The following is a 26,629-nucleotide window of genomic DNA, read 5'->3' as shown; positions in this document are numbered from 1 at the left end:
AATCTTGGTGATTTCTCGCTAACGTCGAGCCTGTGACGACTAAATCAGGAACCAGTGCCGCATCCAAGCAAAAGCCGAAAGGCAGAATCACTGACGGTCTGCTGTTTGGCCGTTTTCCCATCACAGCTGTGCAGCCTGTGGTGGAGGGTGGGAAGTATCCCGCCAAGGCTTTGCCGGGCGAGGGAATCGTAGTGGGTGCCACCGCTTTCCGCGAGGGACACGATCAGCTCGGCGTGAGCGCCGTCCTTCTGGACCCCAAGGGCAAGGAACGTCAACGGATCAGGCTGGCACCGCCCAGGGGAGAGCGGGGCCTGGGGACCGACCGCTGGGAAGGTATCCTCACGCCGTCGGACACCGGGAACTGGTCGTTTGTCATTGAGGCCTGGCACGACCGCTATGGGACGTGGCACCACAATGCCGAGGTAAAGGTGGAGGCCGGCATCGACGTCGAGCTGATGCTCACCGAAGGTGCGGCCCTCCTGTCGGACGCGGGCGACGACGCGTCCCGGAGTTCCGCCGACAGGCGCACCCTGCGCGAGGCTGCTGCCGCGCTGGCCGATTCCTCCCTGACCGCTGAGGAACGCCTCGCCGCTGGCTTCGGTCCGGAGGTCGCCGCCATTGTGGACCGTCAGCCCATCCGCGAATTGGTCACCGTCTCCGAGAAGTTCCCACTCCTGGTTGAGCGCGACCTCGCCGGACGCGGCGCCTGGTACGAGTTCTTTCCCCGTTCCGAAGGTGCCGTGAAGGACCATGCCACGGGCACGTGGACTTCGGGTAATTTCCACACTGCGGCCAAGCGCCTGGATGCCGTGGCTGCCATGGGCTTCGACGTGATCTACATGCCTCCGATCCATCCCATCGGCGTGCAGCACCGGAAGGGCCCCAACAACACGTTGATCGCCGGCCCCAACGACCCCGGTTCTCCGTGGGCCATCGGTGCCAAGGAAGGCGGCCACGACGCCATCCACCCCGATCTGGGAACATTTGAGGACTTCGACGCCTTTGTGGCCCGGGCCAACGAACTCGGACTGGAAGTGGCCCTGGACCTGGCACTTCAGGCTGCGCCGGACCATCCGTGGGTGGAATCCAACCCCGAATGGTTTACCACCCGGGTTGACGGCAGCATTGCCTACGCGGAAAACCCGCCTAAAAAATACCAGGATATTTACCCCCTCAATTTCGACAACGACCCCGAAGGGCTGTCCAAGGAAATTCTGAGGATTGTGCTCCTGTGGGTCAGCCACGGCGTGAAGATTTTCCGCGTGGATAATCCACATACCAAGCCCGTGTGGTTCTGGGAGTGGCTCATTGCGAAGGTCAACAAGAAGGCCCCGGGCGTTGTGTTCCTCGCCGAAGCCTTCACCCGGCCGGCCATGATGCACGCGCTGGGCCGGGCGGGATTCCAGCAGTCATACACGTACTTCACCTGGCGGAACACCAAGAAGGAGCTGGAGGCGTACTTCACGGAGGTCAGCCACGAATCCCCGGCCTATTTCCGGCCCAACTTCTTCGTCAACACCCCCGACATCCTCACCCAATACCTACAGTTCGGCGGGCCGGCCGCATTCAAGATCCGCGCGGCCCTCGCGGCAACCGCCAGTCCGCTGTGGGGTGTCTACGCCGGCTTCGAACTGTACGAGCACGTGGCCCGGCCCGGTGCGGAAGAGTACATCGACAACGAAAAGTTTGAGTACAAGGCCAGGGACTGGGACGCCGCTGCAGAGTCCGGCCGAACCCTGGCGCCGTACCTGACCAGGCTGAATGCGATCAGGCACGACCACCCTGCGCTGCAGGACCTGCAGAACCTGACGGTGCACCACAGCACGGATGACGCTACGATCGTCTACTCCAAGCACAAGACCCTCCCCGACGGCACCAAGGACACCATGATCGTGGTGGTCAATGTTGATCCTCACGGGACCAGGGAGAGCACCGTATCGCTGGACCTGGCCGCGCTTGAACTCGACCAGGAGGACCTGTCACCCAACGGCGGCTTCCGGGTGGAGGACCTGATTTCCGGTGAAACCTGGGAATGGGGCGAATACAACTACGTCCGCCTTGACCCGCATGTCGAACCCGCACACATCCTGAGCGTGAGGAGATTGGATCAGTGAGTTTTAACCCGCAGAGCTCCGGTCAGCATTTCACCCCCAGGAGCACGTTTGAGCTAAACGCGCCGGGCCTTCAACATGATCCGCTGTGGTATCGGAAGGCAGTGTTCTACGAGGTGCTCGTGAGGGCTTTTGCGGACGCGAACGGGGACGGTTCCGGCGACTTCCATGGCCTCATCGACAGGCTGGACTACCTGCAGTGGCTTGGAGTGGACTGCCTGTGGCTGCCGCCGTTCTTCCAGTCGCCGCTGCGTGACGGCGGGTATGACATCTCTGATTACAACTCCGTGCTGGACGAGTTCGGCACTATCAGCGATTTCAAGCGCCTGGTGGCGGAAGCCCACGCCCGTGGTGTCCGAGTCATCATCGACCTCCCGCTGAACCACACTTCGGACCAGCACCCCTGGTTCCAGGAATCGCGCAAGGACCCCGACGGCCCCTTCGGTGACTTCTATGTGTGGAGCGATACGGACGAGAAATACCAGGACGCCCGCATCATCTTCGTGGACACCGAGGAATCCAACTGGACCTTCGATCCCATCCGCCGGCAGTTCTTCTGGCACCGGTTCTTCAGCCACCAGCCCGACCTGAACTTCGAGAACCCGAAGGTCATCGACGCACTTTTTGACGTTGTCCGGTTTTGGCTGGACCAGGGCATCGACGGGTTCCGCGCCGACGCCATTCCGTACCTCTTCGAGGAGGAGGGCACCAACTGCGAAAACCTCCCAGCCACGCACGATTTCCTCCGCAAGCTGCGGACCATGGTGGACGAGAGCTACCCGGGACGCGTCATCATCGCCGAGGCCAACCAGCCGCCCAATGAGGTCGTGGAGTACTTCGGGACCCAAGAAGAGCCGGAATGCCACATGGCCTTCCACTTTCCCATCATGCCGCGCCTTTACTACGCCCTGCGCGACCAGAAGGCCGCGCCCATCATCGAAACCATGCATGACACCCCCGAGATCCCCGACGGGGCACAGTGGGGGACCTTCCTGCGGAACCACGATGAGTTGACGCTCGAAATGGTCACCGCGGATGAACGCGCCGCCATGCTGGGCTGGTACGCGCCGGACCCCCGGATGCGTGCAAACATTGGTATCCGGCGCCGGCTGGCGCCGCTGTTGGACAATTCCAGGGCCGAAATCGAACTCATCAACGCCCTGCTGCTGTCGCTGCCGGGCAGCCCGTTCCTGTACTACGGGGACGAGATCGGCATGGGGGATAACATCTGGCTCGAAGACCGTGATGCCGTGCGTACACCCATGCAGTGGAACCCGGACCGGAACGCCGGCTTCTCCAACGCCGATCCCGGCAAGCTGTACCTTCCGGTCATCCAATCACTTGTGTACAACTACAGCATGGCCAATGTGGAGGCGGAGGCAGCCCATTCGGGTTCCCTGCTCCGCTGGACCCGGCAGATCCTGAGCGTCCGAAAGAACCATCCCGCATTCGGACTGGGTGCCTTCAAGCATGTGGACGCCGATCACGACGCCATCGTGGCGTATCTCCGCGAGCTTTCCGATGACAACACAGCGGGAGAGGACAGTGAATCCATCCTGTGCGCCTTCAACCTTTCCCAGCATCCGGTGGCGGCAAGACTGCGCATCCCGCAGTACGCCGGGCGCGGGCTGCGTGACGTGTTCGGCGGGCAGCCCTTCCCCGGCATTGACGATGACGGCACGCTCACCCTGACCTTGGGAAGCCACGATTTCTTCTGGCTGCGGATCCGCTCTGCGGCCTCCAATCCGGCTTCGCCTTACACCCAGGCGATGCCTATCCTGTCCATCGAGAACTGATATGAGCCAACCCATCCTCACCCCCTCCCTGAACGCACTCCTTCGGGAATGGCTGCCTCGTCAGCGCTGGTTCCCGGTGAAGTCAGCTGATTTCGCGCTTGAACCGGCCGGTAGCCTGAGCCTCGAGGATCCGGCCGGGCAGGCCAAACTTGAGGTTTTCCTGCTGGCGGTGACGTCCCGCTCGGCGGACGGCCGAGAGCGCACCGACGTCGTCCAGGTCCCGTTGAGCTACCGTGCGGCGTCGCTTGCCGGAAAGGAGCGGGCACTGGTCGGCGAGGACGGAACCAGCGACGCTGGGTCGCCGTGGATTTACGACGGCGTCCACGATCCTGCCTTCGTCTCTGCATGGCTGGAGCTGATCCGGACCGAAGCCGACTCCGCTACGGGCGGAGCTACCGGCCATCGGGCGCCGTCGAACCACCGCCTGCCCACGGCGCACGGAGTGGTCAAGGTCTTGGCGGGCGAGCAGTCCAACAGTTCAGTAATTGTTGACGACGGCGAGTCGGCCGCGATCGTGAAATTCTTCCGGGTGCTTTCGGAAGGGACGAATCCCGAGGTGGAAGTAGGTGCCGCGCTGACTGCCGCCGGCACCGCAGAAGTGCCCGCCACGCTTGGCTGGGTCCGCGGCGAGTGGCAGCAGGGGAACGGCTCTCAGGAGCCCGATGGGGTGCCGGCCCTTGCCCGCCCAGTCGAGGGTGAGCTTGCCGTGGCCCACGAGTTCTTGGCCGGAGGCCGCGACGCCTGGCGCCTGGCAGTCGATGCAGCCCGCACCGGAGCTGACTTCACAGCCGAAGCCCGCGCCCTTGGTGCGGCCACGGCCACCGTCCATCGAAGGCTCGCGGAGGCCCTTGGCTCGTCCGAAGAGACGGTCCCCGGTCAGGTTATCGCCCCCGGAGTAGCCCAGCGTGTCCGGCAGGCATGGACGGAGGCCGGCGCCGCCGTCGGGCCTTACGACCAAGCCCTCAGCGCGCTGCTGGGCGAACTCGACGGCGTGGCCGCCGGACCGCTGCAGCGGATCCACGGCGACCTGCACCTCGGGCAGATCCTGCAGGTTCCAGAGCACGGCGGGGAGCCCGAACGCTGGGCCATCCTGGATTTTGAAGGTGAGCCGCTCCGGCCAATCGCCGAACGAAATTTCCCCGACGTCCCGCTTCGCGATGTGGTGGGGATGCTACGTTCCTTCGACTACGCCGCGGGTGCCGCCGAACGCGAGTATCAAGGTGCCCGTGTTCCGGCGTCGTGGGTGGATGATTGCGCCGACGCGTTCCTTGCAGGCTATGCCGGCGTCACACCTGGCACCATCGACCGCCGTTCGCCACTCTTTATGGCATTGTGGCTGGACAAGGCGCTCTACGAAGTTGTTTATGAATTGCGGAACCGACCTGACTGGCTGGCGATTCCATTGAACGCGTCCAGACGGCTCCTCAGCGCTAAAGGCTCCGGCGATACGGCCGGGGCGGCATCGGAAGGTAACAAAATGACAGGCTCAGCACGTACTGATCGGCCCCACGTGCCGCTTCACGTGGATTCAGAAACCTTGGCCCGGGTGGCGAACGGGGAGCACCACGCCCCGCACTCGGTTTTGGGCGCCCACCTGGATGACCATGGCCACGTGACCATCCGGACGGTCAAGCACCTTGCTGCATCCGTGTCCGTGGTAACCGCCGCCGGTTCGGTGCCCATGGTTCACGAGGCCAACGGGGTGTGGGCGGCCGTGCTTGATCCGCTGCAGCCGGGCCACGTGCCCGATTACCGGTTGGAAGTAACCTATCCCGGTGCCGAGCCCGTTACGGTGGACGAACCGTACCGCTATCTGCCCACGGTTGGTGAAGTGGATCTGCACCTTATCGGGGAGGGCCGTCACGAGAAGCTGTGGGAAGTGTTGGGCGCCCACGTCCAGCACTACAAATCGTCACTCGGCGACGTTGATGGCGTGTCGTTTGCCGTCTGGGCGCCGAATGCGCAGGCAGTCCGGATCAAGGGTGACTTCAACTCATGGGACGGCCGCGAACATTCCCTCCGTTCACTGGGCTCGTCAGGCGTGTGGGAAGTCTTCCTGCCAGGCGTTTTAGCGGGGGCGTGCTACAAATTCGAGATCAGGACCAAGGCCGGCTACTGGGTTGAAAAGGCCGATCCCCTCGCCTTCGGCACCGAGGTCCCACCACTGACGGCTTCCAAGGTGGTGGAGCCGTCCTACGTCTTCAAGGACACCGAGTGGATGGAAGCCCGTGCCCAGCGGGACCCGCACAACTCGCCCATGAGCGTGTACGAAGTCCACCTGGGCTCCTGGCGCCTTGGACTCGGCTACCGCGAGCTGGCCAAAGAGTTGGTGGAGTACGTCAAGTGGCTGGGATTCACCCACGTTGAGTTCATGCCGGTGGCCGAGCACCCGTTCGGTGGGTCCTGGGGCTACCAGGTCACGTCCTACTTCGCCCCCACCTCGCGGTTCGGGCACCCCGACGAATTCCGCTTCCTCGTGGACGCCCTGCACCAGGCTGGAATCGGCGTGCTCCTGGACTGGGTCCCCGCACACTTCCCCAAGGACGCATGGGCACTTGCACAGTTCGACGGCGAGCCGCTGTACGAGCATGCCGATCCCAACATGGGTGAGCACCCCGACTGGGGGACACTCATTTTCGACTTCGGCCGGACCGAGGTCCGGAACTTCCTGGTGGCCAACGCGCTCTACTGGCTCGACGAATTCCACATCGACGGGCTCCGAGTGGACGCCGTCGCATCGATGCTGTACCTCGACTACTCCAGGGAAGACGGGCAATGGTCTCCGAACCGCTTCGGCGGAAATGAAAACCTGGAAGCCATGTCATTCCTCCAGGAAGTCAACGCCACGGTATACAAGACCCACCCCGGTGCAGTGATGATTGCCGAGGAGTCCACTGCCTTCCCCGGAGTGACAGCACCCACCAGCCACGGCGGCCTGGGCTTTGGCCTTAAGTGGAACATGGGCTGGATGCACGACTCCCTCAAGTACGCCTCCGAGGACCCGGTCAACCGCAAATGGCACCACGGCACCGTGACGTTCTCCATGGTCTACGCCTTCACAGAGAACTTCCTGTTGCCCATCAGCCACGATGAAGTAGTCCACGGCAAGGGCTCCATGTTGCGGAAGATGCCAGGCGACCGCTGGCAGCAACTCGCCAACCTGCGTGCCTTCCTCGCATACCAGTGGGCGCACCCCGGCAAACAGCTCATCTTCATGGGTACAGAGTTCGGACAGGAATCGGAATGGTCCGAACAGCACGGGCTGGACTGGTGGCTCGCCGACATTCCCGCGCACCGTGGCGTTCAGCTGTTGACCAAGGACCTGAACGCGCTTTACAGCTCAACGCCGGCCCTCTACTCCCGGGACAACGAACCGGGCGGCTTCCAGTGGATCAACGGTGGCGATGCGGACCGCAACGCACTGACCTTTGTCCGCTGGGACACGGAAGGTAACCCGCTGGTCTGCGCCGTGAACTTCTCGGGCGGGCCGCACGTCGGTTATGAGCTGGGAGTACCTGCTGTCGGCACCTGGACGGAAGTGCTCAACACCGACTCGTCCGCCTATGGCGGCTCGGGCGTACTGAACAGCGGCGAGCTGACAGCCAGTGCCGAAGGCCTGCATGGGCAGCCCGCGACACTGACTGTCACGTTGCCTCCGCTGGGCGTTGCTTTCTTCAAGCCCGGAGCCGCGACGGCGGGTTAACTCCGGTCAACGCGTCCTGCCCTAGTGGTACGGAAGAAGCCCGGAATCCTTGAGATTCCGGGCTTTTTCCGTACCTGCTGGACTGTCCGGAGGACCCCATCCGGGAGCGGTTGGTCATCCATGCAAAGTGGTGGTAGAGTTTATTTCCGCGCTGCTCCCCGGAGTCAGTCGGTGAAGACGAGCCAGATGCCCACGGCAAAATGGATTCAGGACCGCCGATTTGACTAGGGTGAAGCTAGCGGGTAAGTTTGAAAAGTTGCTCCGGAGCGATCTTGGACCGTTTGGTTTGGGTGGTGTCGGGTGTGTCTGTTGTTTGAGAACTCAATAGTGTGCCAAGTTTGTTGATACCGGTTTATTTTATATGAATTGGTTGAATTTGCCGGGTCATGCCGCCCCTGTGGTGTGGTCTGGTTTTTACAGCTGGTTTCAAATTTTGCTGCCTGGTTTCCGCGTTTTCCCGTGGTTTCTGGGTGGTGTTCGTTTTTGTTTTACTTCAACGGAGAGTTTGATCCTGGCTCAGGATGAACGCTGGCGGCGTGCTTAACACATGCAAGTCGAACGATGAACCTCACTTGTGGGGGGATTAGTGGCGAACGGGTGAGTAACACGTGAGTAACCTGCCCTTAACTCTGGGATAAGCCTGGGAAACTGGGTCTAATACCGGATATGACTCCTCATCGCATGGTGGGGGGTGGAAAGCTTTTTGTGGTTTTGGATGGACTCGCGGCCTATCAGCTTGTTGGTGAGGTAATGGCTCACCAAGGCGACGACGGGTAGCCGGCCTGAGAGGGTGACCGGCCACACTGGGACTGAGACACGGCCCAGACTCCTACGGGAGGCAGCAGTGGGGAATATTGCACAATGGGCGCAAGCCTGATGCAGCGACGCCGCGTGAGGGATGACGGCCTTCGGGTTGTAAACCTCTTTCAGTAGGGAAGAAGCGAAAGTGACGGTACCTGCAGAAGAAGCGCCGGCTAACTACGTGCCAGCAGCCGCGGTAATACGTAGGGCGCAAGCGTTATCCGGAATTATTGGGCGTAAAGAGCTCGTAGGCGGTTTGTCGCGTCTGCCGTGAAAGTCCGGGGCTCAACTCCGGATCTGCGGTGGGTACGGGCAGACTAGAGTGATGTAGGGGAGACTGGAATTCCTGGTGTAGCGGTGAAATGCGCAGATATCAGGAGGAACACCGATGGCGAAGGCAGGTCTCTGGGCATTAACTGACGCTGAGGAGCGAAAGCATGGGGAGCGAACAGGATTAGATACCCTGGTAGTCCATGCCGTAAACGTTGGGCACTAGGTGTGGGGGACATTCCACGTTTTCCGCGCCGTAGCTAACGCATTAAGTGCCCCGCCTGGGGAGTACGGCCGCAAGGCTAAAACTCAAAGGAATTGACGGGGGCCCGCACAAGCGGCGGAGCATGCGGATTAATTCGATGCAACGCGAAGAACCTTACCAAGGCTTGACATGGACCGGACTGCTGCAGAGATGTGGTTTCCCCTTTGGGGCCGGTTCACAGGTGGTGCATGGTTGTCGTCAGCTCGTGTCGTGAGATGTTGGGTTAAGTCCCGCAACGAGCGCAACCCTCGTTCTATGTTGCCAGCGCGTGATGGCGGGGACTCATAGGAGACTGCCGGGGTCAACTCGGAGGAAGGTGGGGACGACGTCAAATCATCATGCCCCTTATGTCTTGGGCTTCACGCATGCTACAATGGCCGGTACAAAGGGTTGCGATACTGTGAGGTGGAGCTAATCCCAAAAAGCCGGTCTCAGTTCGGATTGGGGTCTGCAACTCGACCCCATGAAGTCGGAGTCGCTAGTAATCGCAGATCAGCAACGCTGCGGTGAATACGTTCCCGGGCCTTGTACACACCGCCCGTCAAGTCACGAAAGTTGGTAACACCCGAAGCCGGTGGCCTAACCCCTTGTGGGAGGGAGCTGTCGAAGGTGGGACTGGCGATTGGGACTAAGTCGTAACAAGGTAGCCGTACCGGAAGGTGCGGCTGGATCACCTCCTTTCTAAGGAGCACCTACAGATGTCTGCCGCGTGTATGCGTTGGTGGGGGTTTGTCAGGAGTATATGCCCGTTGCGCAGGCGATTGTTCTGCGGCGGGTGCTCATGGGTGGAATATCAACAAATAGGTGCCTGGTGGCACGGACCGGTTGTTAGTACGGACGCTTTCTTCCCTTTGGGGTTGGGGGTGTCTTGGAACGGAGCTGGTACGGATTGCTGGGTAGTGTTTGGCACACTGTTGGGTCCTGAGGCAACAGGGCCGGGAGGGGTTCGCAGCTTACGGGTTGTGGGCTGTTTTTCCTGGTGTTTGTTTGTTTCTGGTTTCCTGGCTGCACCGATCATACGGTTTGTCCCCTGTTGTGGGGGTTCGTGTGGGGTGTGTGGTTTGGGGTTGTTGTTTGAGAACTACATAGTGGACGCGAGCATCTTTTATAAGAAGCAATTTCCAAGAATATGAACCTGGATCTGGCTGCGCGTGATGGTGTCGCCCCCTTGGGGGTGGTGTTGTTGGGTGTGGTTGGTTTTCGTGGTTCTCTCGAAAATTAGCGTAATTGATCTTTTGTGGTCAAGTTTTTAAGAGCACACGGTGGATGCCTTGGCATTAGGAGCCGAAGAAGGACGTAGGAATCTGCGATAAGCCTGGGGGAGTCGATAACCGGACTGTGATCCCAGGGTGTCCGAATGGGGAAACCCCGCCAGGGGCGCGAGCTGCCTGGTGACCCGCATCTGAACACATAGGGTGCGTGGAGGGAACGCGGGGAAGTGAAACATCTCAGTACCCGCAGGAAGAGAAAACAATAGTGATTCCGTCAGTAGTGGCGAGCGAACGCGGATCAGGCTAAACCGTTCCATGTGTGATAGCCGGCGGGCGTTGCATGGTCGGGGTTGTGGGACTTTCCGTACTGTCTCTGCCGGGACAGTGAGGTGTGATGTGCAGGCATAGGTGAACGGTCTTGAAAGGCCGGCCAGAGAGGGTGTGAGCCCCGTAACCGAAATGTTGTGTACCGCCTGGGAAGTATCCCAAGTAGCACGGGGCCCGAGAAATCCCGTGCGAATCTGTCAGGACCACCTGATAAGCCTAAATACTCCCTAATGACCGATAGCGGACCAGTACCGTGAGGGAAAGGTGAAAAGTACCCCGGGAGGGGAGTGAAACAGTACCTGAAACCGTGTGCTTACAATCCGTCGGAGCCAGTCTGATTCTGGTGACGGCGTGCCTTTTGAAGAATGAGCCTGCGAGTTAGTGTTACGTCGCGAGGTTAACCCGTGTGGGGAAGCCGTAGCGAAAGCGAGTCTGAATAGGGCGTTGCAGTGGCGTGATCTAGACCCGAAGCGAAGTGATCTACCCATGGCCAGGTTGAAGCGACGGTAAGACGTCGTGGAGGACCGAACCCACTTCAGTTGAAAATGGAGGGGATGAGCTGTGGGTAGGGGTGAAAGGCCAATCAAACTTCGTGATAGCTGGTTCTCCCCGAAATGCATTTAGGTGCAGCGTTGCGTGTTTCTTACCGGAGGTAGAGCTACTGGATGGCTAATGGGCCCTACAAGGTTACTGACGTCAGCCAAACTCCGAATGCCGGTAAGTGAGAGCGCAGCAGTGAGACTGTGGGGGATAAGCTTCATAGTCGAGAGGGAAACAGCCCAGACCACCAACTAAGGCCCCTAAGCGTGTGCTAAGTGGGAAAGGATGTGGAGTTGCGAAGACAACCAGGAGGTTGGCTTAGAAGCAGCCATCCTTAAAAGAGTGCGTAATAGCTCACTGGTCAAGTGATTCCGCGCCGACAATGTAGCGGGGCTCAAGTACACCGCCGAAGTTGTGGCATTCAGATATTTGCTAAGCCCTTGTGGTTCAGGCGTCTGGATGGGTAGGGGAGCGTCGTGTGGGCAGTGAAGTCGCGGTGTAAACCAGCGGTGGAGCCTACACGAGTGAGAATGCAGGCATGAGTAGCGAAAGACGGGTGAGAAACCCGTCCGCCGAATGATCAAGGGTTCCAGGGTCAAGCTAATCTGCCCTGGGTAAGTCGGGACCTAAGGCGAGGCCGACAGGCGTAGTCGATGGACAACGGGTTGATATTCCCGTACCGGCGAAAAACCGTCCATGCTGAACAGGGGATACTAACTGCCCGAGACCTGCCCGATCACCCTTGTGGTGTGAGGGTTTTGGTGGAGCGCGGGACCTGATCCTGGGAGGTAAGCGTATTAACAGGTGTGACGCAGGAAGGTAGCCAAGCCGGGCGATGGTTGTCCCGGTCTAAGGATGTAGGGCGAACGGTAGGCAAATCCGCTGTTCATGATGCCTGAGATCTGATGGGACCCCCTCACGGGGGGATTTGGTGATCCTATGCTGCCGAGAAAAGCATCGACGCGAGGTTTTAGCCGCCCGTACCCCAAACCGACACAGGTGATCAGGTAGAGAATACTAAGGCGATCGAGAGAATTATGGTTAAGGAACTCGGCAAAATGCCCCCGTAACTTCGGGAGAAGGGGGGCCCCAACCTTGAACGGTACTAGCGACCGGGAGGGGATCGGGGCCGCAGAGACCAGGGGGAAGCGACTGTTTACTAAAAACACAGGTCCGTGCGAAGTCGCAAGACGATGTATACGGACTGACTCCTGCCCGGTGCTGGAAGGTTAAGAGGACCGGTTAGCCTCACGGCGAAGCTGAGAATTCAAGCCCCAGTAAACGGCGGTGGTAACTATAACCATCCTAAGGTAGCGAAATTCCTTGTCGGGTAAGTTCCGACCTGCACGAATGGAGTAACGACTTCCCCGCTGTCTCAACCATAAACTCGGCGAAATTGCAGTACGAGTAAAGATGCTCGTTACGCGCAGCAGGACGGAAAGACCCCGAGACCTTTACTATAGTTTGGTATTGGTGTTCGGAGTGGCTTGTGTAGGATAGGTGGGAGACGTTGAAGCCCGGACGCCAGTTCGGGTGGAGTCATCGTTGAAATACCACTCTGGTCACTTTGGACATCTAACTTCGGCCCGTAATCCGGGTCAGGGACAGTGCCTGATGGGTAGTTTAACTGGGGCGGTTGCCTCCTAAAAAGTAACGGAGGCGCCCAAAGGTTCCCTCAGCCTGGTTGGCAATCAGGTGTCGAGTGTAAGTGCACAAGGGAGCTTGACTGTGAGAGAGACATCTCGAGCAGGGACGAAAGTCGGGACTAGTGATCCGGCGGTACATTGTGGAATGGCCGTCGCTCAACGGATAAAAGGTACCTCGGGGATAACAGGCTGATCTTGCCCAAGAGTCCATATCGACGGCATGGTTTGGCACCTCGATGTCGGCTCGTCGCATCCTGGGGCTGGAGTAGGTCCCAAGGGTTGGGCTGTTCGCCCATTAAAGCGGTACGCGAGCTGGGTTTAGAACGTCGTGAGACAGTTCGGTCCCTATCCGCTGCGCGCGCAGGAAATTTGAGAAGGGCTGTCCTTAGTACGAGAGGACCGGGACGGACGAACCTCTGGTGTGTCAGTTGTACTGCCAAGTGCACCGCTGATTAGCTACGTTCGGATGGGATAACCGCTGAAAGCATCTAAGCGGGAAGCTCGCTTCGAGATGAGATTTCCATACACCTTGTGTGTGAGAGGCCCCCAGCCAGACCACTGGGTTGATAGGCCGGATGTGGAAGCGAGGACTAACGACTCGTGAAGCTGACCGGTACTAATAGGCCGATAACTTACACCACACACCACCCCTGTAAACCCATTCAAAAGGGGTTTACACCCAGGGGCGGTAAAAAGATAACAAGACTGCTTGCGTCCACTATGTGGTTCCCAACCAACAAACCCGTTGCTTGAGAACACAACTGAATAAACAACACCACACCCGCACCACACAAGCTGCGGGGACAGGTTGTAACCAGACTTCCCACACCACCCCCACACCGGGGCGCGTGCCGGGTACAAGGGTTACGGCGGTCATAGCGTGGGGGAAACGCCCGGTCCCATTCCGAACCCGGAAGCTAAGACCCACAGCGCCGATGGTACTGCACCCGGGAGGGTGTGGGAGAGTAGGTCACCGCCGGACACACATTAAGGCTCAGGCCCCAACCACAGGTTGGGGCCTGACCCATTTAAAAAACCCCAAACCCCCTCTCACCTCCAGCAAAAGACCACGCACCCCTCTCTCAGTTCCTGCAGAAGACCACGCAACGCTCTCTCAGTTCCTGCAGAAGAACAGGCAACCCTCCCCCAGACCCCGGCACCGCCGTCGCACCCCGGTGAGAGAGCGTCACCCAAAACCCCGCAGCAACTGCGAGAGCGTCACCCAAAACCCCGCAGCAGTAAGAGAGCGTCACCCCAAACCGCGCAGGAAGTGAGAGAGCGTCGAAGAAGGCGCCGAGAATGAGCGGGCTGCTGGCTCCGCCGGTAGAGTTGACGTCCATGGATAACCTCTTCAGCCACGCGGATGATGCCATCCCGGACCCTGCCGAGCCAGGGGATGCCCTGGACCCCGTCATCTGGACGGTGACTGTTCCGGGACCTGTTGCCCAGGCCTTCGTCGGCTTCACGGAGCATACTCATTTGTGGTGGCCCCTGGAAACGCATGGCGTATATGGGGCAGGGTCCTATGTCGAGTTCGAAGAGAACTTCATCCTGGAGACAGCTGACGATGGCAGGACCGCTATCTGGGGCACTATCGATGACTGGCAGCCGCCGTTGTCCTTCCACGCCATCTGGCACCCCGGAACCACAGCGCTCTGGTCCACAGAAGTGCGGGTCGCTTTCAGGTCCGTTGCAGCCGGGACGGAGGTCCGCCTGGTCCACGACGGCTGGGAGGGCGCGGAGGATCCATCAGCCACACGTGCATCCTATACGGCCGACTGGCCTGAGGTGTTAAACCGTTTCGTGCGCTTCATGGGCGGGACCGTTCCGGAAGGGTAAGAACCGGATGGGAAGCAGCTGGGCCAGCCTAGGCAGGCGGTACGGCGGTGCTTGTCCTGATCACAAACTCGGTTGGATATTCCTGGTCGTCTGTGGCCGGAATACCGGGGCCGTGCTTGGCGCTTTGCCCGGTTCCGGTGCCGAGCCTGTCCAGCAGCAGCTTGGCTGCCAGGGCTCCCTGGCCGCGGGCATCTTGGTTAATGGTGGTCAGCCCAAACACTTCGCCCAGTTCATGTCCGTCCATGCCTATGACGGAGAGGTCCTGTGGCACGCGCAGGCCAAAATCACGGGCAGCGAGAATGGTGCCGATTGCCATCTCGTCCGAGGCTGCGAAGACAGCCGTGGGCCGCTCTGAGGCGGTACCGAGGAGCCTGCGGGCGCTGGCGTATGCTCCCTGGATGGTGAAGTCCGCGGAGACTTGCCATTCGGGCCGGATGGAGAGGCCAGCGGCCTTCATGGCGGTTTCAAAACCCGCCTGGCGGAGGCCGGGCAGCTTGAAGTCCTGGTTAAGTTCGGCATAGCCGGTCATGTGCGCTACACGGGTGTGTCCCAATCGGATCAGGTGGTCGGCCGCCATCCTGGAAAGGCCGGCATCGTTGATCCTGATGGTGGAGGCCCCCGCCAGGGCACCGCCGATTCCCACAATCGGCCGGTGTATAGCCAGCAGTTGCTTGATTTCTGCTTCGCTGAGCACGAGCGCCACAGCGATCACCGCGTCCAGCCGTTTGCGGAGCAGGAAGTCGTTCAGGACACTTTGGCGGCGTTCCGGCTGGTGGCCCACGTTGTACAGCGTCAGGTCATAGCCGGCGTCCAGCAGCGTGGTGGACACGCCCTCCAGCACCGATGAGAAGTACCAGCGGTGGACAAACGGAACCACCAGCCCCACATTGTGGTTCCGGCCGGATGCCAGGCTGGAGGCATGGTAGGACGGGACAAAGCCAAGTTCTTTAGCGGCGGCCTGCGCGAGCTGACGGCTCTTGGGCGAGACATTCGCCTTGCCGCTGAGGGCCCGTGACACTGTGGCTACCGACAGGCCGGCCCGGTCCGCAACGTCCTTGATGCCCGCAAGTCCCACTACTCTGCGTTGCTCCCGTCAATCTGTAGCCAGGCAGTTGCGCCGGAGGCAAGGAATCGACCTGAGCCAGGCTCGGCGCTGCGCAGCAGGACGCGCCCCGCAGGCATCTCCAAGGGCTCGTGGTTGAGGTTCATGAGCACCAGCGTAGCGTTGTTTACGTAGGCCAGTGACGAGCCGGTGCACCATTCCTCCGCCCACGCCAAGGACCCGCGGCCCAGGTCCAGTTCCCGCCGGAGGGCCAGCATCTTCCGGTACAGAGACAAATGCGACGACGGCGAGGCGGCCTGGGCGTCCCGTGCCAGTGCGGTGAAGCTTGCAGGCAACGGCAGCCACGGGTCCTGGCCTGAACCGAAGCCATTGTGCGGCTCCGCTGCGCGCCAGGGGAGGGGAACCCGGCAGCCGTCGCGGCCCAGCCGTTCGCCGCCGGTGCGCGCAAACGTTGGGTCCTGCCGCAGACCCTCCGGGATGTCGACGCCATCCGGCAGACCCAGTTCTTCGCCCTGGTAGAGGTAGGCGGCGCCGGGGAGTCCCAGCATGAACATGGAGGCGGCCGCTGCCCGCCGGCGGCCAAGTGCCGTGTCCGGCTGAGGATCCGCCGGGCCGATGCCGTCCCCTTCACGGGGTCCGGAACCGTTGTAGCCGAAACGAGAGGCATGCCGGACCACGTCGTGATTGGACAGCACCCACGTGCTGGGCGCGCCCACCGCATCCAGGGCAAGCAACGAATCGGTGATGACGGACCGGAGCCGGTACACGTCCAGTCCGGCGTGCAAAAACGGGAAGTTGAAGGCCTGATGCATCTGGTCCTGCCTGACCCAGTTCGCGAGGCGCGGCAGCGGGTCCACATTGGCCTCCGCGCACAGGATGCGGTCAGGCCCGTACTGGTCAAGGATGGCGCGCCAGGCACGGTAGATGTCATGCACAGCGGGCTGGCCGAACATTGGAGCCTCGTGGCCCGGGAAGCCGTACGAGCTGCCGCCGTCGGCCCTTCCGCCCCACTCTGGGAGCCCGGGGGCCTTGACCAAAGCGTGGGCCACGTCCACCCGGAAGCCGGAAACGCCCCTGTCCAGCCAAAAACGGAGCACCCGCTCAAATTCGGCGTGGACTGACGGGTTGTCCCAGTTGAAGTCGGGCTGTGAGGAATCAAAGAGGTGCAGGTACCACTGCTCCGGCTGGCCGTCCGGTCCGAGGACACGCGTCCAGGCAGGGCCGCCGAAGTGGGACTCCCAGTTGTTGGGCGGCTCCTGTCCCTGAGGCCCGCTGCCGTCACGGAAGATGAACATGTCCCGTTCCGGGCTCCCTGCGGGTGCTGCCAGGGCCGCCTGGAAAGCCACGTGCTGGTCCGAGCAATGGTTGGGGACAAGGTCCACGATGACCCTCAGGCCCAGGCGGTTGGCCTCTGCCATCATGACGTCAAAGTCACCCAGGGTGCCGAAAATCGGGTCAACGTCGCAGTAGTCGCTGACGTCGTAACCAGCGTCCCGTTGCGGTGACCGATAGAAGGGGGACAGCCAGACAGCGTCCACATCCAGCTCGGCGAGTTGCGGGAGTTCCGCCGTGATTCCGGCGATGTCTCCGATGCCATCACCGTTAAGGTCCCGGAAGGACCGCGGGTACACCTGGTAGATGACGGCCGAACGCCACCAGCCGGGAGCCTTGTCGGCATCGTGGATGAGGGTCAGCGGACCTGTCAGCGGGGCTGTGGCGGAGATCACTGTATCAACAGACATGGGGAAAATTCTAGGTCGCAATACCAGAAAAATGAAAACGCTTCCAGTCATGTGACTACAAGGCTGCTTAGTGTCAAATGACTGGATGAACTGTTCATCTGGAAACGCTTGCATTCCAGTCGGACAGTCGGGGGCGAACGGCCCGGCCCGGCTGGTCCGCCCTAGACTTGGGTAGGGACGCGACGAAGGACTGGAGGCTGAGTGGGCAGCATAGTTGAAGAGCTGGAGAGCACTCTCGGGCGGGAAAAGGTCAGCACCGATGAGACCATGCTGGCGTGGTACGCCGTGGACCAGGCACCGGTGTTGGACTACCAGCTGCCTATTGCGGTGGTCTTCGCGGAGTCGGTCATGGACGTGCAGGCGGTGGTCCGGTGCTGCGCTGACATGGGCGTCTCCGTGGTGGCCCGCGGGGCAGGGACGGGCGTGTCGGGCGGGGCGCACGCCAGCAGGAACTCGGTGGTCCTGTCGCTGGAACGGATGAACCGCATCCTGGACCTGAACCCGGATGACGAGACCGCCGTCGTCGAGCCTGGCGTCATCAACGCCGTCCTGAACGAGGCGGCAGCGGCGCACGGTCTGATGTACGCGCCCGATCCGGCCAGCTTCCGTACCTCCACTATCGGTGGCAATGTTGCCACCAACGCCGGCGGCCTGCGCTGCGCCAAGTACGGCGTCACAAGGGACTCAGTGCTCGCGCTGGACGTGGTACTGGCGGACGGGTCCCTGATCCACACCGGCCACCAGACGTTCAAGGGCGTCGCGGGGTATGACCTGACCGGGCTGTTTGTCGGTTCCGAGGGGACGCTGGGGATTGTGGTGGGCGTGACGGTGCGCCTCAAGTACCTGCCCCGTGACGTGCACACCATCGCCGCGTTCTACCCAGATTTCAGGCTGGCCGCCTCAGGCGTCCTGGCAGTAGGCCGTGCCCGCGTGCAGCCGGCCATCATGGAACTGCTCGACGGCGGCACGCTGGCCCAGCTGGACGGCATCCACGGCTCCGACTTGAGCTCCCGGGGCCGCTCGCTGCTCCTTATCCAGACCGACGGATTCGGGGCCGCCGCCGAGGCCGACGTAGTGCGCACGGTCCTCGCCGCCGGTGGGGCCCTGGTCACCACGGAATCCAGCGCGGAGGCAGAACAACTGGTGGAGCTGCGCCGGAACAGCCGGGGTGTCGAGGTGGATGACGAATACAGAGTGGGCGAGGATGTGGCCGTTCCTCGCTCCCGCTTGGTGGACTATGTTTCGGCGCTGGAAGCGATGGCGGCCGCGCACGGTGTGAACCTTAAGGTCGTGGCGCACGCCGGGGACGGCAACCTGCACCCCACGTTCTGGGTTGACCGGCTGGACAACGCCGTCGATGAAGGTGCCATGAACCGGCTGAACCTGGCGCTGGATGCCTCTATCGCGGCGGCACTGGAGATGGGCGGCACCATCACCGGCGAACACGGGATCGGCCAGTACAAGCTGCGTTGGCTGGGCCTGGAACAGCCGGAGCCCGTCAGGGAGCTGCAGCGCCGGATCAAGGAACTGTTTGACCCTGCCGGCATCCTTAATCCGGGCAAGGCCATCTAGCCGCACGGTACCTCAGCGGCGTTTTAACCCAACCTTGCTGGAACACTGAGGGCCAGGCGGCCCTTAGTCGTCGACGTCCGGGTACTCGTCGATGGATTCCTCATCGCCGTACCTGGACTCTTCGGTTTCCACTTCGAGGATCTTGAGCAGCCCGGTATCAGGATTCAGCATGATCGCAGCCTCGTCCCGGCGGTGGCGCAGGATGGAGTCGATGTAGGTCATCACGGCTTCCGCGAGCGGAATGTGCCGCTCCTGCTTTTCGGACATGTACCAGCGGTGCTCCAGGACTTCATGCACGGCCTCCGCGGGTTCCAGCTTGCCGGACAGGTCCCTCGGGATGGAGCGGACGATCGGTTCGAAGACCTGGCTGACCCAAAGGTGCGCGCTGTACTCCTCGTCCATGTCCGGGTTGTTGTCCGCCCGGAAGGTGTCCATGTCGTTGAGCAGGCGGCGTGCCTGGTTCTCCTGGGCATCGAGCCCGGTAAGGCGCAGGAGGCGCCGCTGGTGGTGGCCCGCATCCACCACCTTGGGCTGGAGCTGGATGGTGGAGCCGTTTTGGGTGGTCTTGATCGCGTATTCCTCGACGTCGAACCCCAGTTCGTTGAGCCGCCGGATACGTGCTCCCACGCGCCAGCGTTCGCCGAGTTCGAAGGATTCCTTCTCCGTCAGTTCCGCCCACAGGCGGCGGTAGCTGTCCATGATGAGTTCGCTGGTGGCCACGGGGTCCACTTTTTCCTCGATGAGGCCGCCGTCCAGCAGGTCCATGAGTTCACCGGCGATGTTCACCCGCGCGATCTCGAGATCATATTCGCGCTGCCCGGTGGAAAGATCCGGGTACAGTTCACCGGTTTCGGCGTCTACAAGGTACGCCGCGAAGGCGCCGGCGTCGCGGCGGAACAGCGTGTTGGACAGCGAGACGTCGCCCCAGTAAAAGCCGATGAGGTGGAGCCGGACCATCAGGAGGGCCTGGGCGTCGATGAGGCGCGTCAGCGTGTCCTTGCGCAGCATCTGTGAGAACAGCGCGCGGTACGGCATGGAGAACTTCAGGTGCCGGGTGACCAGTACAGGGTTCAGGGGGCGTCCGTCGAGGGTGGTCCGGCCCGTGATGACGGCGACGGGTTCCACGCAGGGAACGTCCAGCCGCGCCAGCTTGCGCAGCATGTGGTATTCGTGGCGGGCCACGTGCTCGGATGTTTCCTTGATGGCGATGACTGAGTGGCCAAGGTGGGCAAAGCGGACGATATGACGCGAGATGCCGCGGGGGAGTGCTGCCAGGTTCTCCGCCGGCCAGTCTTCAAGGGCGATGTGCCAGGGGAGGTCCAGTAGCTCTGGATCGGCAGCGGCGGCAGTGATGTTCAGCGAGCTGGAGACTGCGGAGAGTTTGTCGTCATTGGCACTCGCCGCCTCAAACCGGGGCAGTTTGCCGATCTGCGCGTAATCGGTGGGTTCGTCGTGCCACTGGGCGCTGTATTCCTCGGTCATGGGTCAATTCTTCCGTACATAGGGCGGCCAGCCTAAACATCGCGCAGCCTTGGTTAACGCCGACGGCGGCCCGTCCAGTGAAGGAGGGCCGCCGGCGGTTGGTTAGTGCGGCAGGTCAGTCGCCCAGGCGCAGACCGGTTTTGGTGTCGAACAGGTGCACGTGGCCCGACTGCGGACGGACGTAGATGACCTCGCCCTTCATCGGAGGGCGGCGACCGTCGACGCGTGCCACGATGTCGTGGTCCTTGCCGTCGAGCGTGGTGTGGCCGTAGACGTAGGCGTCGGCGCCGAGTTCTTCGACAACGTCCACCTCAACCTTCAGGCCCTCGCCGGCCGGGGCCGTCTCGAGGTCTTCCGGACGGGAGCCCAGGGTGACGGTGCTGCCGTGTGCCTCTTCGAGGACGTTGCGCGGCACCGGGTAGACCGTTCCGCCGAACTGGACGCCGCCGTCGACGACCGGGAGTTCGAGGAGGTTCATGGCGGGGGAGCCGATGAAGCCTGCAACGAACACGTTCTTCGGCTTGTCGTAGAGGTTGCGCGGGGTGTCAACTTGCATGAGCAGGCCGTCCTTGAGGACTGCAACGCGGTCGCCCATGGTCATGGCTTCGACCTGGTCGTGGGTCACGTAGACGGTGGTGACGCCCAGGCGGCGGGTCAGGGATGCGATCTGGGTGCGGGTCTGGACACGGAGCTTGGCGTCCAGGTTGGAAAGCGGCTCATCCATGAGGAAGACCTGCGGGTTACGCACGATGGCGCGGCCCATGGCAACACGCTGGCGCTGGCCACCGGAGAGTGCTTTCGGCTTGCGGTCCAGGTAGGGCTCGAGGTCCAGAAGCTTCGCGGCTTCACGGACACGCTCTGCACGCTCTTCCTTGCTGACGCCGGCGATCTTCAGGGCGAAGCCCATGTTGTCGGCAACAGTCATGTGGGGGTACAGCGCGTAGTTCTGGAAAACCATGGCGATGTCGCGGTCCTTCGGAGGAACGTCGGTGACATCGCGGTCGCCAATAAGGATACGGCCGGCGTTGACATCCTCAAGGCCTGCGAGCATTCGCAGCGAGGTGGACTTACCGCAACCGGAGGGTCCAACGAGGACCAGGAATTCGCCATCGGCGATATCAATGTTGAGCTTGTCAACAGCGGGCTTCTCTGTGCCCGGGTACAGACGCGTAGCGTTATCAAAAGTAACTGTAGCCACAGTTATCAATCCCTTCACCGGCAGGTACGTGCCGGACGATCCGTTGTGAATGGTGAGTGTTCAGTTTTGTACTGCTTTATGTACTCCCCGGCCGAAGCCGAGGAGTATCGAGTGATGCCGCACGGTACTGTGCGCCACATCACAACCTAGAGTATGTCAGACGAATGGCCTATCGGCCTAAATGTTACAGATGTCACATGTGAGGTTGGACAACCCGGCTAGCTGCCGGACCGTCCCGGTTCTTCCTCCGCCACCACCAGGCTCCGCTCCTGCAGGAGCGCTTCCAGCAGCTCCGCGACGTGCACGGGGGCTTCCACCCGGAACTGTGCCTGGGTGAAATCCAGCCCCACCTTGATGCCCACATCGCCGGGTTCCAGGCGTGCCAGGGCGTCCTCATCCGTGGTGTCATCGCCGGCAAAGAGAACTGCCGTGGCGCCCGTGATCTGCCGCAGGAAGGTCACGCCCTCGCCCTTGGACGCATTCACCACAGAAGTTTCCAGCACACGCTTGCCGTTTTTCAGGAAAACGCCCTTGCGGTCCTGCAGCACGGCTCGGGCTGCCGCCACGGCATCCTCGGCAACGTCGTCCTCGGCCTGCCGGGTATGGAGGACCACCCCGGCCGGCTTCTCTTCCAGGAGCGTGCCAGGTGCCTGCTCAACAATGCCCTCCAGGATGCCGCGGACCTCCGCGAGCAGCTCGCGCTGGCCCTCATCCAGCGTCAGTTCCGTGGATCCGGGACCAAGCCAGGCTTCGGCGCCGTGACTGCCGATAAGCAGGGTGTCCACCGGCGGCGAAGCCACGGCGCGCAGACTGGCGAGGGCCCGCCCGGAGATGAGTGCCGTCGTCGTCCGCGGAAGGGCGGCAAGCCCTGCAAACGCGGTGGCGGAACGCGGAAGGGGCCTGGCGTCGCCGGCGCGGTCGACAATGGGGGAGATGGTGCCGTCGAAGTCCATGGCCACGAGCAGGTGTTCCGTCTGCGAGATGCGCCGGACGGCGTCCAGGAGTTCCGGGGAAAGGGTCAGGGGCCCCCTGGCGGGGCGGGCGTCAGGAGTCATCGCGGATCACTTTCTCGTTGAGGGCCTGCAGGAAGTCCGCGGACCAGTGGTCCACGTCGTGTTCAAGGATCTGCTTGCGCATGGACCGCATGCGCCGCGCTGCATCCTTGGGGGACATGTTGACGGCCCGCATGATGGTGTCCTTGAGGCCGTCGATGTCGTGCGGGTTCATCAGCAGCGCCTGCTTGAGCTGGTCCGAGGCGCCGGCGAACTCGCTCAGCACGAGGGCTCCGTCGTTTTCCTTGCGGGCCGTGACGTATTCCTTGGCTACGAGGTTCATGCCGTCCCGGAGTGCCGTCACCAGCATCACGTCGGCTGCCAGGTAAAGGGCCACCATTTCCTCCACCGGGTAGCTGTGGTGCAGGTAGCGGACAGCGGTGTTCTCAATGGTGTCGTAGGTGCCGTTGATATGACCCACCGTTCCCTCCACCTCCTCACGCAGCAGCCGGTACTGTTCAACGCGTTCGCGGCTGGGGCTGGCCACCTGGATCAGGGTGGTCTCGCCCACCGTGAGCTTTCCTTCGTTCAGGAGTTCCTCGTAGGCCTTAAGCCGGTGCCTGATTCCCTTGGTGTAGTCCAGCCGGTCGACGCCCAGCAGGATGGTCTTGGGGTTGCCGAGGTCCTGGCGGATCTGGCGGGCACGTTCGATGATCTCCGGCTTATTGGCCAGCTCGCTGATCTGGCGTACATCGATGGAGATCGGGAATGCCTGGGCGCGTGCGATGTGCGTGATCTCGCCGTCCTGGCCTTTCACATGCACTTGCTGCTGCTTCACGCTGGCGCCCAGGAAGCGCCGGGCCGAACGCATGAAGTTGCCGGCGTCGCTGGCGCGCTGGAAGCCCACCAGGTCAGCGCCCATGAGGCCGTCAATGATGGCCTGCCGCCAGGGCAGCTGGGCAAAGATCTCGGGCGGCGGGAACGGGATGTGGTTGAAGAATCCGATCCGCAGGTCCGGCCGCGCTTCGCGCAGCATCCGCGGCACCAGCTGCAGCTGGTAGTCCTGGATCCACACAGTGGCGCCCTGGTCCGCGTGGCGTACGACGGCGTCGGCGAACCTTCTGTTGACCCTGCGGTAGGCATCCCACCAGGTCCGGTGGAACTCCGGCGGGGCGATGACGTCGTGGTAAAGCGGCCACAGCGTGGCATTGGAGAAGCCCTCGTAATACAGCTCAACATCTTCGGTGCTCAGCTGGACTGGGACCAGATCCATCCCGCTGTGGCTGAAGGGCTTCACCGTCTCGTCCGGAGCGCCATGCCAGCCCACCCACGCGCCGTCGGTCTTGGTCATCATCGGGGCGAGGGCCGTCACCAGGCCGCCGGGGGAGCGGCGCCAGCTGGAGCCGTCATCCCCGTCTTCTCCCGCGGTGCAACGGTCCACAGGCAGCCTGTTGGACACCACCATGAAGTCGTATTTCGTCTCTGCGCTGTGGCCGTCCGCGGAAGGTCCGGATTCAGGTACAGCTGCGGGTTTTTCTTGGACAGGTGTTTGCATTGCGCCCCCTGGGGTTGCTAGTGCCTCTAAGCCCACCCTAACCGGACGGAATCTTCCGTGCTATTCGTCCGTTAGTCATTCCGGAGGAATGCTTGAAAGCGCAAGCTCCCGGGTTTCTCCCCTAAAATGATGGAGTTGCCACTGAGTGGTCCCCCCACGTCGATCGACCCAAGGAACACATGAGCCCCGCAAACGAAGTACGCAAGTCCAAGGCTGAGCGAACCGCGGAGGCGCGCGAGAAGGCGCGCCTGATCCGCGAGGCGCAGCTTAAAAAGGACAAACGCAACAAGCTGCTCATCGGCTGGGGCATTGTGGTGGCCGTGGTTGCCATCCTGGCGGTGGTGGCTCTGGTGGTGACCACCACGATGAGGCAGAACGCCCCCATTGCCGAGCAGGGGCCCACACCGGCCAACGGCAACATCAATGGCGGCGTCACATTGCTCGCGAACACTGAGGTGGCGAAGACGGAGCCTGCCACCGTGAACGCTGCAGATCTCCCAGAGGCACCAAAAACCCCTCCGGCGGAAGTGGTTGCTCCCGGCGCCGAGGCGGAAGCGGGCAAGCCCGTCAAGGTGGTCCTCTACATCGACTTCATCTGCCCCGCGTGCCAGAGCTTCGAAGCACAGAACAACGAGCAGCTGACCGCCCTTCGCAACGAGGGAAAGATTTCGGTGGAGTACCGGCCGCTGGGTTTCCTGGACACCAAGTCCACCACGAACTACTCCTCGCGAGCGGCCAATGCCGCAGCCTGTGTTGTGAACGAATCCCCGGAAAAGTATGCAGAGTTCGTGGACTCGCTGTTCGCTAAACAGCCTAAAGAAGGCGGTGCAGGTCTCTCGGACAACGAGCTGAAGGGGATGGCCACGGACATCGGCGCCAAGAACATCGACACCTGCGTGGATAACAAGACCTACCGCCCCTTCGTGGCTTACACCACCAAGCAGGCAGCCTCCATCGGCGTGACGGGCACGCCCACCGTGTTTGTGGACGGCAAGCAGTGGGGCAAGGGCGACAGCGCACAGACCCCGTTCCCTGACTTCCTCCAGACCGCGATCGCCGCTAAGGGTTAATTAGACAGCTTCAGCGAGATGGCCGGTCCCGGAGTTGCCTCCCGGGCCGGCCATTGCTGTGAACGGGTCAGCCATGGTGCCGCGTTTTTACCAGCGGCGGGACTTGGGCTAACCTTATCTAGCGTCGTTTCGGCGTACGCCCCTTGGGGCGCGCCTCCTTAGCTCAGTTGGCCAGAGCACCGCTCTTGTAAAGCGGGGGTCGTCGGTTCGAATCCGACAGGAGGCTCCATAGGGCGCTGACCTTTCGGTTTTGGTTCCAGCGGTCAGAGGCGTTGCACATTTTCCGCCGGGCTCACTTTTCCAACACAGGGACTCCATTAAGAACTGTTGTTGGCTATTCCTGCCTCGTGCTCTAGTTAACGGATGCGAAACAAGGCAGTTTCGGTAGCCGACGGCGGCTCAACCGATACGCAACGGCGCATTGCGGCGCGCAGCAGCTTCCCGGACGAAGCAATGGAAATCGGTGGACGGGTCTGGTATCCCCACCACCTGGCTTTCGGGGGACCGGCTGCCGATTTTCAATGGCGCGTCAAAGCGGTCAATCTGGAGGGGCTGACCGTAGGGATGCTCGAGTACGGCATGCCGGTGAAGATCACCACCGGCGAACTCGAGAACGCCTACCAGGTCAATTTTCCGCTGTTCGGCAGGGTGAGGTTTTCCCAGGGCAACCGGGTGGTACTCGGCAGCACGGCCACCGCGGCGATTCACGGCCCCGTACAGGCTACGAGCATCCAGGGGTGGGCTGAACCGACGCAGATGATCGGCCTGAAGATCCCAACGGCCCTGATGTACGAGGAACTCGAAGCACTGCTGGGACGCTCACCCGGACAGCCATTGGACTTCGAGGGTTCTTTTGACCTGACGTCCCACCGCGGCAAGGAATGGCGCTCGGCAGTTGAACTTCTTATCTCGAGCCTCCGCAGGCCGGACTCCCTGCTTTCCACGCCCCTTGTGGCCCGGGCCGCCGTCCAGTATGCCGTGCGGGGGCTGCTCCTGTCGGCACCGAACAACTTCAGCGAAGAATTAGCCGGCACCGTGGAAGCTGTCGGGTCTGCCGCCGTCCGCCGCGCCGTCGACTTTATGGAGTCGAATGCCCATCTTCCGCTCACAGTCGAAAGTGTGGCGGCAGATGCCTGCGTCAGCCCGCGGGCGCTTCAGCTGGGCTTCCGCAGGCACCTCGACTCGACGCCGATGGAGCACCTGCGCAGCATCCGCCTGCGCCGGGTCCGGAGCGAACTCATGTCCGGGACCGCAGCCACGCGGATCAGTGACGTTGCGGCACGCTGGGGATTCCCGCATGCTGGCAGGTTCGCTATCCACTATGCGAAGACTTTTGGCGAGCATCCGTCCCAGACGTTGAAAAAATCAACGGAACCAGGGCGGCTCTAGACGGGCCTATCCAGTTCGCGCAACGCCGCCATTGTCCCGCTGCTGTTCTTCGAGAAT

The 26,629-nt window shown here is 61.9% G+C and carries 13 protein-coding genes, 1 tRNA gene and 3 rRNA genes; 11 read left to right on the top strand and 6 right to left on the bottom strand.

What is annotated here, in order from left to right:
• Window positions 1-32: 32 nt before the first annotated feature.
• From QFZ30_RS16715 to QFZ30_RS16685, 7 genes are all read left to right on the top strand, one after another.
• Window positions 33-2,114 (top strand): alpha-1,4-glucan--maltose-1-phosphate maltosyltransferase, encoded by a 2,082-nt coding sequence (locus tag QFZ30_RS16715; protein WP_307078108.1) that lies wholly within the window; start codon window positions 33-35, stop codon window positions 2,112-2,114.
• Window positions 2,111-3,907 carry a maltose alpha-D-glucosyltransferase gene (gene treS, locus QFZ30_RS16710; protein ID WP_307078106.1) on the top strand — a complete coding sequence of 599 codons (1,797 nt, stop codon included), beginning with the start codon at window positions 2,111-2,113 and terminating at the stop codon, window positions 3,905-3,907. Before QFZ30_RS16715 ends, treS begins: the two co-directional genes overlap by 4 nt.
• A gap of 1 nt (window position 3,908) precedes the next feature.
• A complete protein-coding gene (locus QFZ30_RS16705; RefSeq protein ID WP_307078104.1) occupies window positions 3,909-7,610 on the top strand; it encodes a 1,4-alpha-glucan branching enzyme in 3,702 nt (1,233 codons plus the stop codon).
• A gap of 493 nt (window positions 7,611-8,103) precedes the next feature.
• Window positions 8,104-9,627 (top strand): 16S ribosomal RNA (locus QFZ30_RS16700).
• 558 nt (window positions 9,628-10,185) lie between these two features.
• Window positions 10,186-13,311 (top strand): 23S ribosomal RNA (locus tag QFZ30_RS16695).
• A 224-nt stretch (window positions 13,312-13,535) separates the two neighbouring features.
• Window positions 13,536-13,652, top strand: a 5S ribosomal RNA gene (gene rrf / locus QFZ30_RS16690).
• Together the 16S, 23S and 5S rRNA genes form the textbook arrangement of a ribosomal RNA operon.
• Before the next feature lie 356 nt (window positions 13,653-14,008).
• Window positions 14,009-14,509, top strand: a complete 501-nt coding sequence (locus tag QFZ30_RS16685; protein ID WP_307080317.1) for a hypothetical protein — start codon at window positions 14,009-14,011, stop codon at window positions 14,507-14,509.
• 28 nt (window positions 14,510-14,537) lie between these two features.
• On the opposite strand, the gene QFZ30_RS16680 is transcribed toward QFZ30_RS16685, so the two are convergent.
• Both QFZ30_RS16680 and QFZ30_RS16675 read right to left on the bottom strand, forming a co-directional pair.
• Complete coding sequence (locus QFZ30_RS16680; RefSeq protein ID WP_307078102.1) at window positions 14,538-15,584, bottom strand: LacI family DNA-binding transcriptional regulator; 1,047 nt, start codon at window positions 15,582-15,584, stop codon at window positions 14,538-14,540.
• Window positions 15,584-17,314, bottom strand: coding sequence for a glycoside hydrolase family 13 protein (locus QFZ30_RS16675; RefSeq protein ID WP_307078101.1), 1,731 nt, complete (start codon window positions 17,312-17,314; stop codon window positions 15,584-15,586). Before QFZ30_RS16675 ends, QFZ30_RS16680 begins: the two co-directional genes overlap by 1 nt.
• Before the next feature lie 201 nt (window positions 17,315-17,515).
• On the opposite strand from QFZ30_RS16675, the gene QFZ30_RS16670 reads away from it, so the two are divergent.
• On the top strand, window positions 17,516-18,886 hold the full coding sequence (locus tag QFZ30_RS16670) for an FAD-binding oxidoreductase (protein WP_307078099.1): 1,371 nt from the start codon (window positions 17,516-17,518) through the stop codon (window positions 18,884-18,886).
• Between the two features lie 63 nt (window positions 18,887-18,949).
• Here QFZ30_RS16670 and QFZ30_RS16665 read toward each other — a convergent pair whose 3' ends face one another.
• From QFZ30_RS16665 to otsA, 4 genes are all read right to left on the bottom strand, one after another.
• Complete coding sequence (locus QFZ30_RS16665) at window positions 18,950-20,368, bottom strand: DUF4032 domain-containing protein (RefSeq protein ID WP_307078097.1); 1,419 nt, start codon at window positions 20,366-20,368, stop codon at window positions 18,950-18,952.
• A 115-nt stretch (window positions 20,369-20,483) separates the two neighbouring features.
• A complete protein-coding gene (locus QFZ30_RS16660) occupies window positions 20,484-21,566 on the bottom strand; it encodes an ABC transporter ATP-binding protein (protein WP_307078095.1) in 1,083 nt (360 codons plus the stop codon).
• A gap of 218 nt (window positions 21,567-21,784) precedes the next feature.
• Window positions 21,785-22,621, bottom strand: a complete 837-nt coding sequence (gene otsB / locus QFZ30_RS16655; protein WP_307078093.1) for a trehalose-phosphatase — start codon at window positions 22,619-22,621, stop codon at window positions 21,785-21,787.
• A complete protein-coding gene (otsA, locus tag QFZ30_RS16650; RefSeq protein ID WP_307078091.1) occupies window positions 22,611-24,113 on the bottom strand; it encodes an alpha,alpha-trehalose-phosphate synthase (UDP-forming) in 1,503 nt (500 codons plus the stop codon). The genes otsB and otsA overlap by 11 nt, the downstream gene beginning before the upstream one ends.
• A 179-nt stretch (window positions 24,114-24,292) precedes the next feature.
• Between otsA and QFZ30_RS16645 the strand changes: the two genes are divergently transcribed.
• The 3 genes from QFZ30_RS16645 to QFZ30_RS16635 all read left to right on the top strand — a co-directional run bounded on the left by QFZ30_RS16645 (window position 24,293) and on the right by QFZ30_RS16635 (window position 26,572).
• Window positions 24,293-25,183 (top strand): DsbA family protein, encoded by an 891-nt coding sequence (locus QFZ30_RS16645; protein WP_307078089.1) that lies wholly within the window; start codon window positions 24,293-24,295, stop codon window positions 25,181-25,183.
• 152 nt (window positions 25,184-25,335) lie between these two features.
• Window positions 25,336-25,412: transfer RNA gene (locus tag QFZ30_RS16640), tRNA-Thr, on the top strand.
• A gap of 134 nt (window positions 25,413-25,546) precedes the next feature.
• A complete protein-coding gene (locus QFZ30_RS16635) occupies window positions 25,547-26,572 on the top strand; it encodes an AraC family transcriptional regulator (RefSeq protein WP_307078088.1) in 1,026 nt (341 codons plus the stop codon).
• Window positions 26,573-26,629 lie beyond the last annotated feature (57 nt).

Origin of the sequence: Arthrobacter pascens (genome assembly GCF_030815585.1) — a bacterium.
Taxonomy (GTDB): domain Bacteria; phylum Actinomycetota; class Actinomycetes; order Actinomycetales; family Micrococcaceae; genus Arthrobacter; species Arthrobacter pascens_A.
The sequence above is the reverse complement of the archived record's forward strand: the minus strand, read 5'-3'. Positions and strand labels throughout refer to the sequence as shown.

Excerpts from the sequence above, each read along its gene's own strand:
- QFZ30_RS16675 (WP_307078101.1), bottom strand. The coding sequence starts at position 17,314 with ATGTCTGTTGATACAGTGATCTCCGCCACAGCCCCGCTGACAGGTCCG.
- QFZ30_RS16685 (WP_307080317.1), top strand. The coding sequence starts at position 14,009 with ATGGATAACCTCTTCAGCCACGCGGATGATGCCATCCCGGACCCTGCC.
- QFZ30_RS16705 (WP_307078104.1), top strand. The coding sequence starts at position 3,909 with ATGAGCCAACCCATCCTCACCCCCTCCCTGAACGCACTCCTTCGGGAA.
- QFZ30_RS16665 (WP_307078097.1), bottom strand. The coding sequence starts at position 20,368 with ATGACCGAGGAATACAGCGCCCAGTGGCACGACGAACCCACCGATTAC.
- QFZ30_RS16645 (WP_307078089.1), top strand. The coding sequence starts at position 24,293 with ATGAGCCCCGCAAACGAAGTACGCAAGTCCAAGGCTGAGCGAACCGCG.
- otsA (WP_307078091.1), bottom strand. The coding sequence starts at position 24,113 with ATGCAAACACCTGTCCAAGAAAAACCCGCAGCTGTACCTGAATCCGGA.
- QFZ30_RS16635 (WP_307078088.1), top strand. The coding sequence starts at position 25,547 with ATGCGAAACAAGGCAGTTTCGGTAGCCGACGGCGGCTCAACCGATACG.
- otsB (WP_307078093.1), bottom strand. The coding sequence starts at position 22,621 with ATGACTCCTGACGCCCGCCCCGCCAGGGGGCCCCTGACCCTTTCCCCG.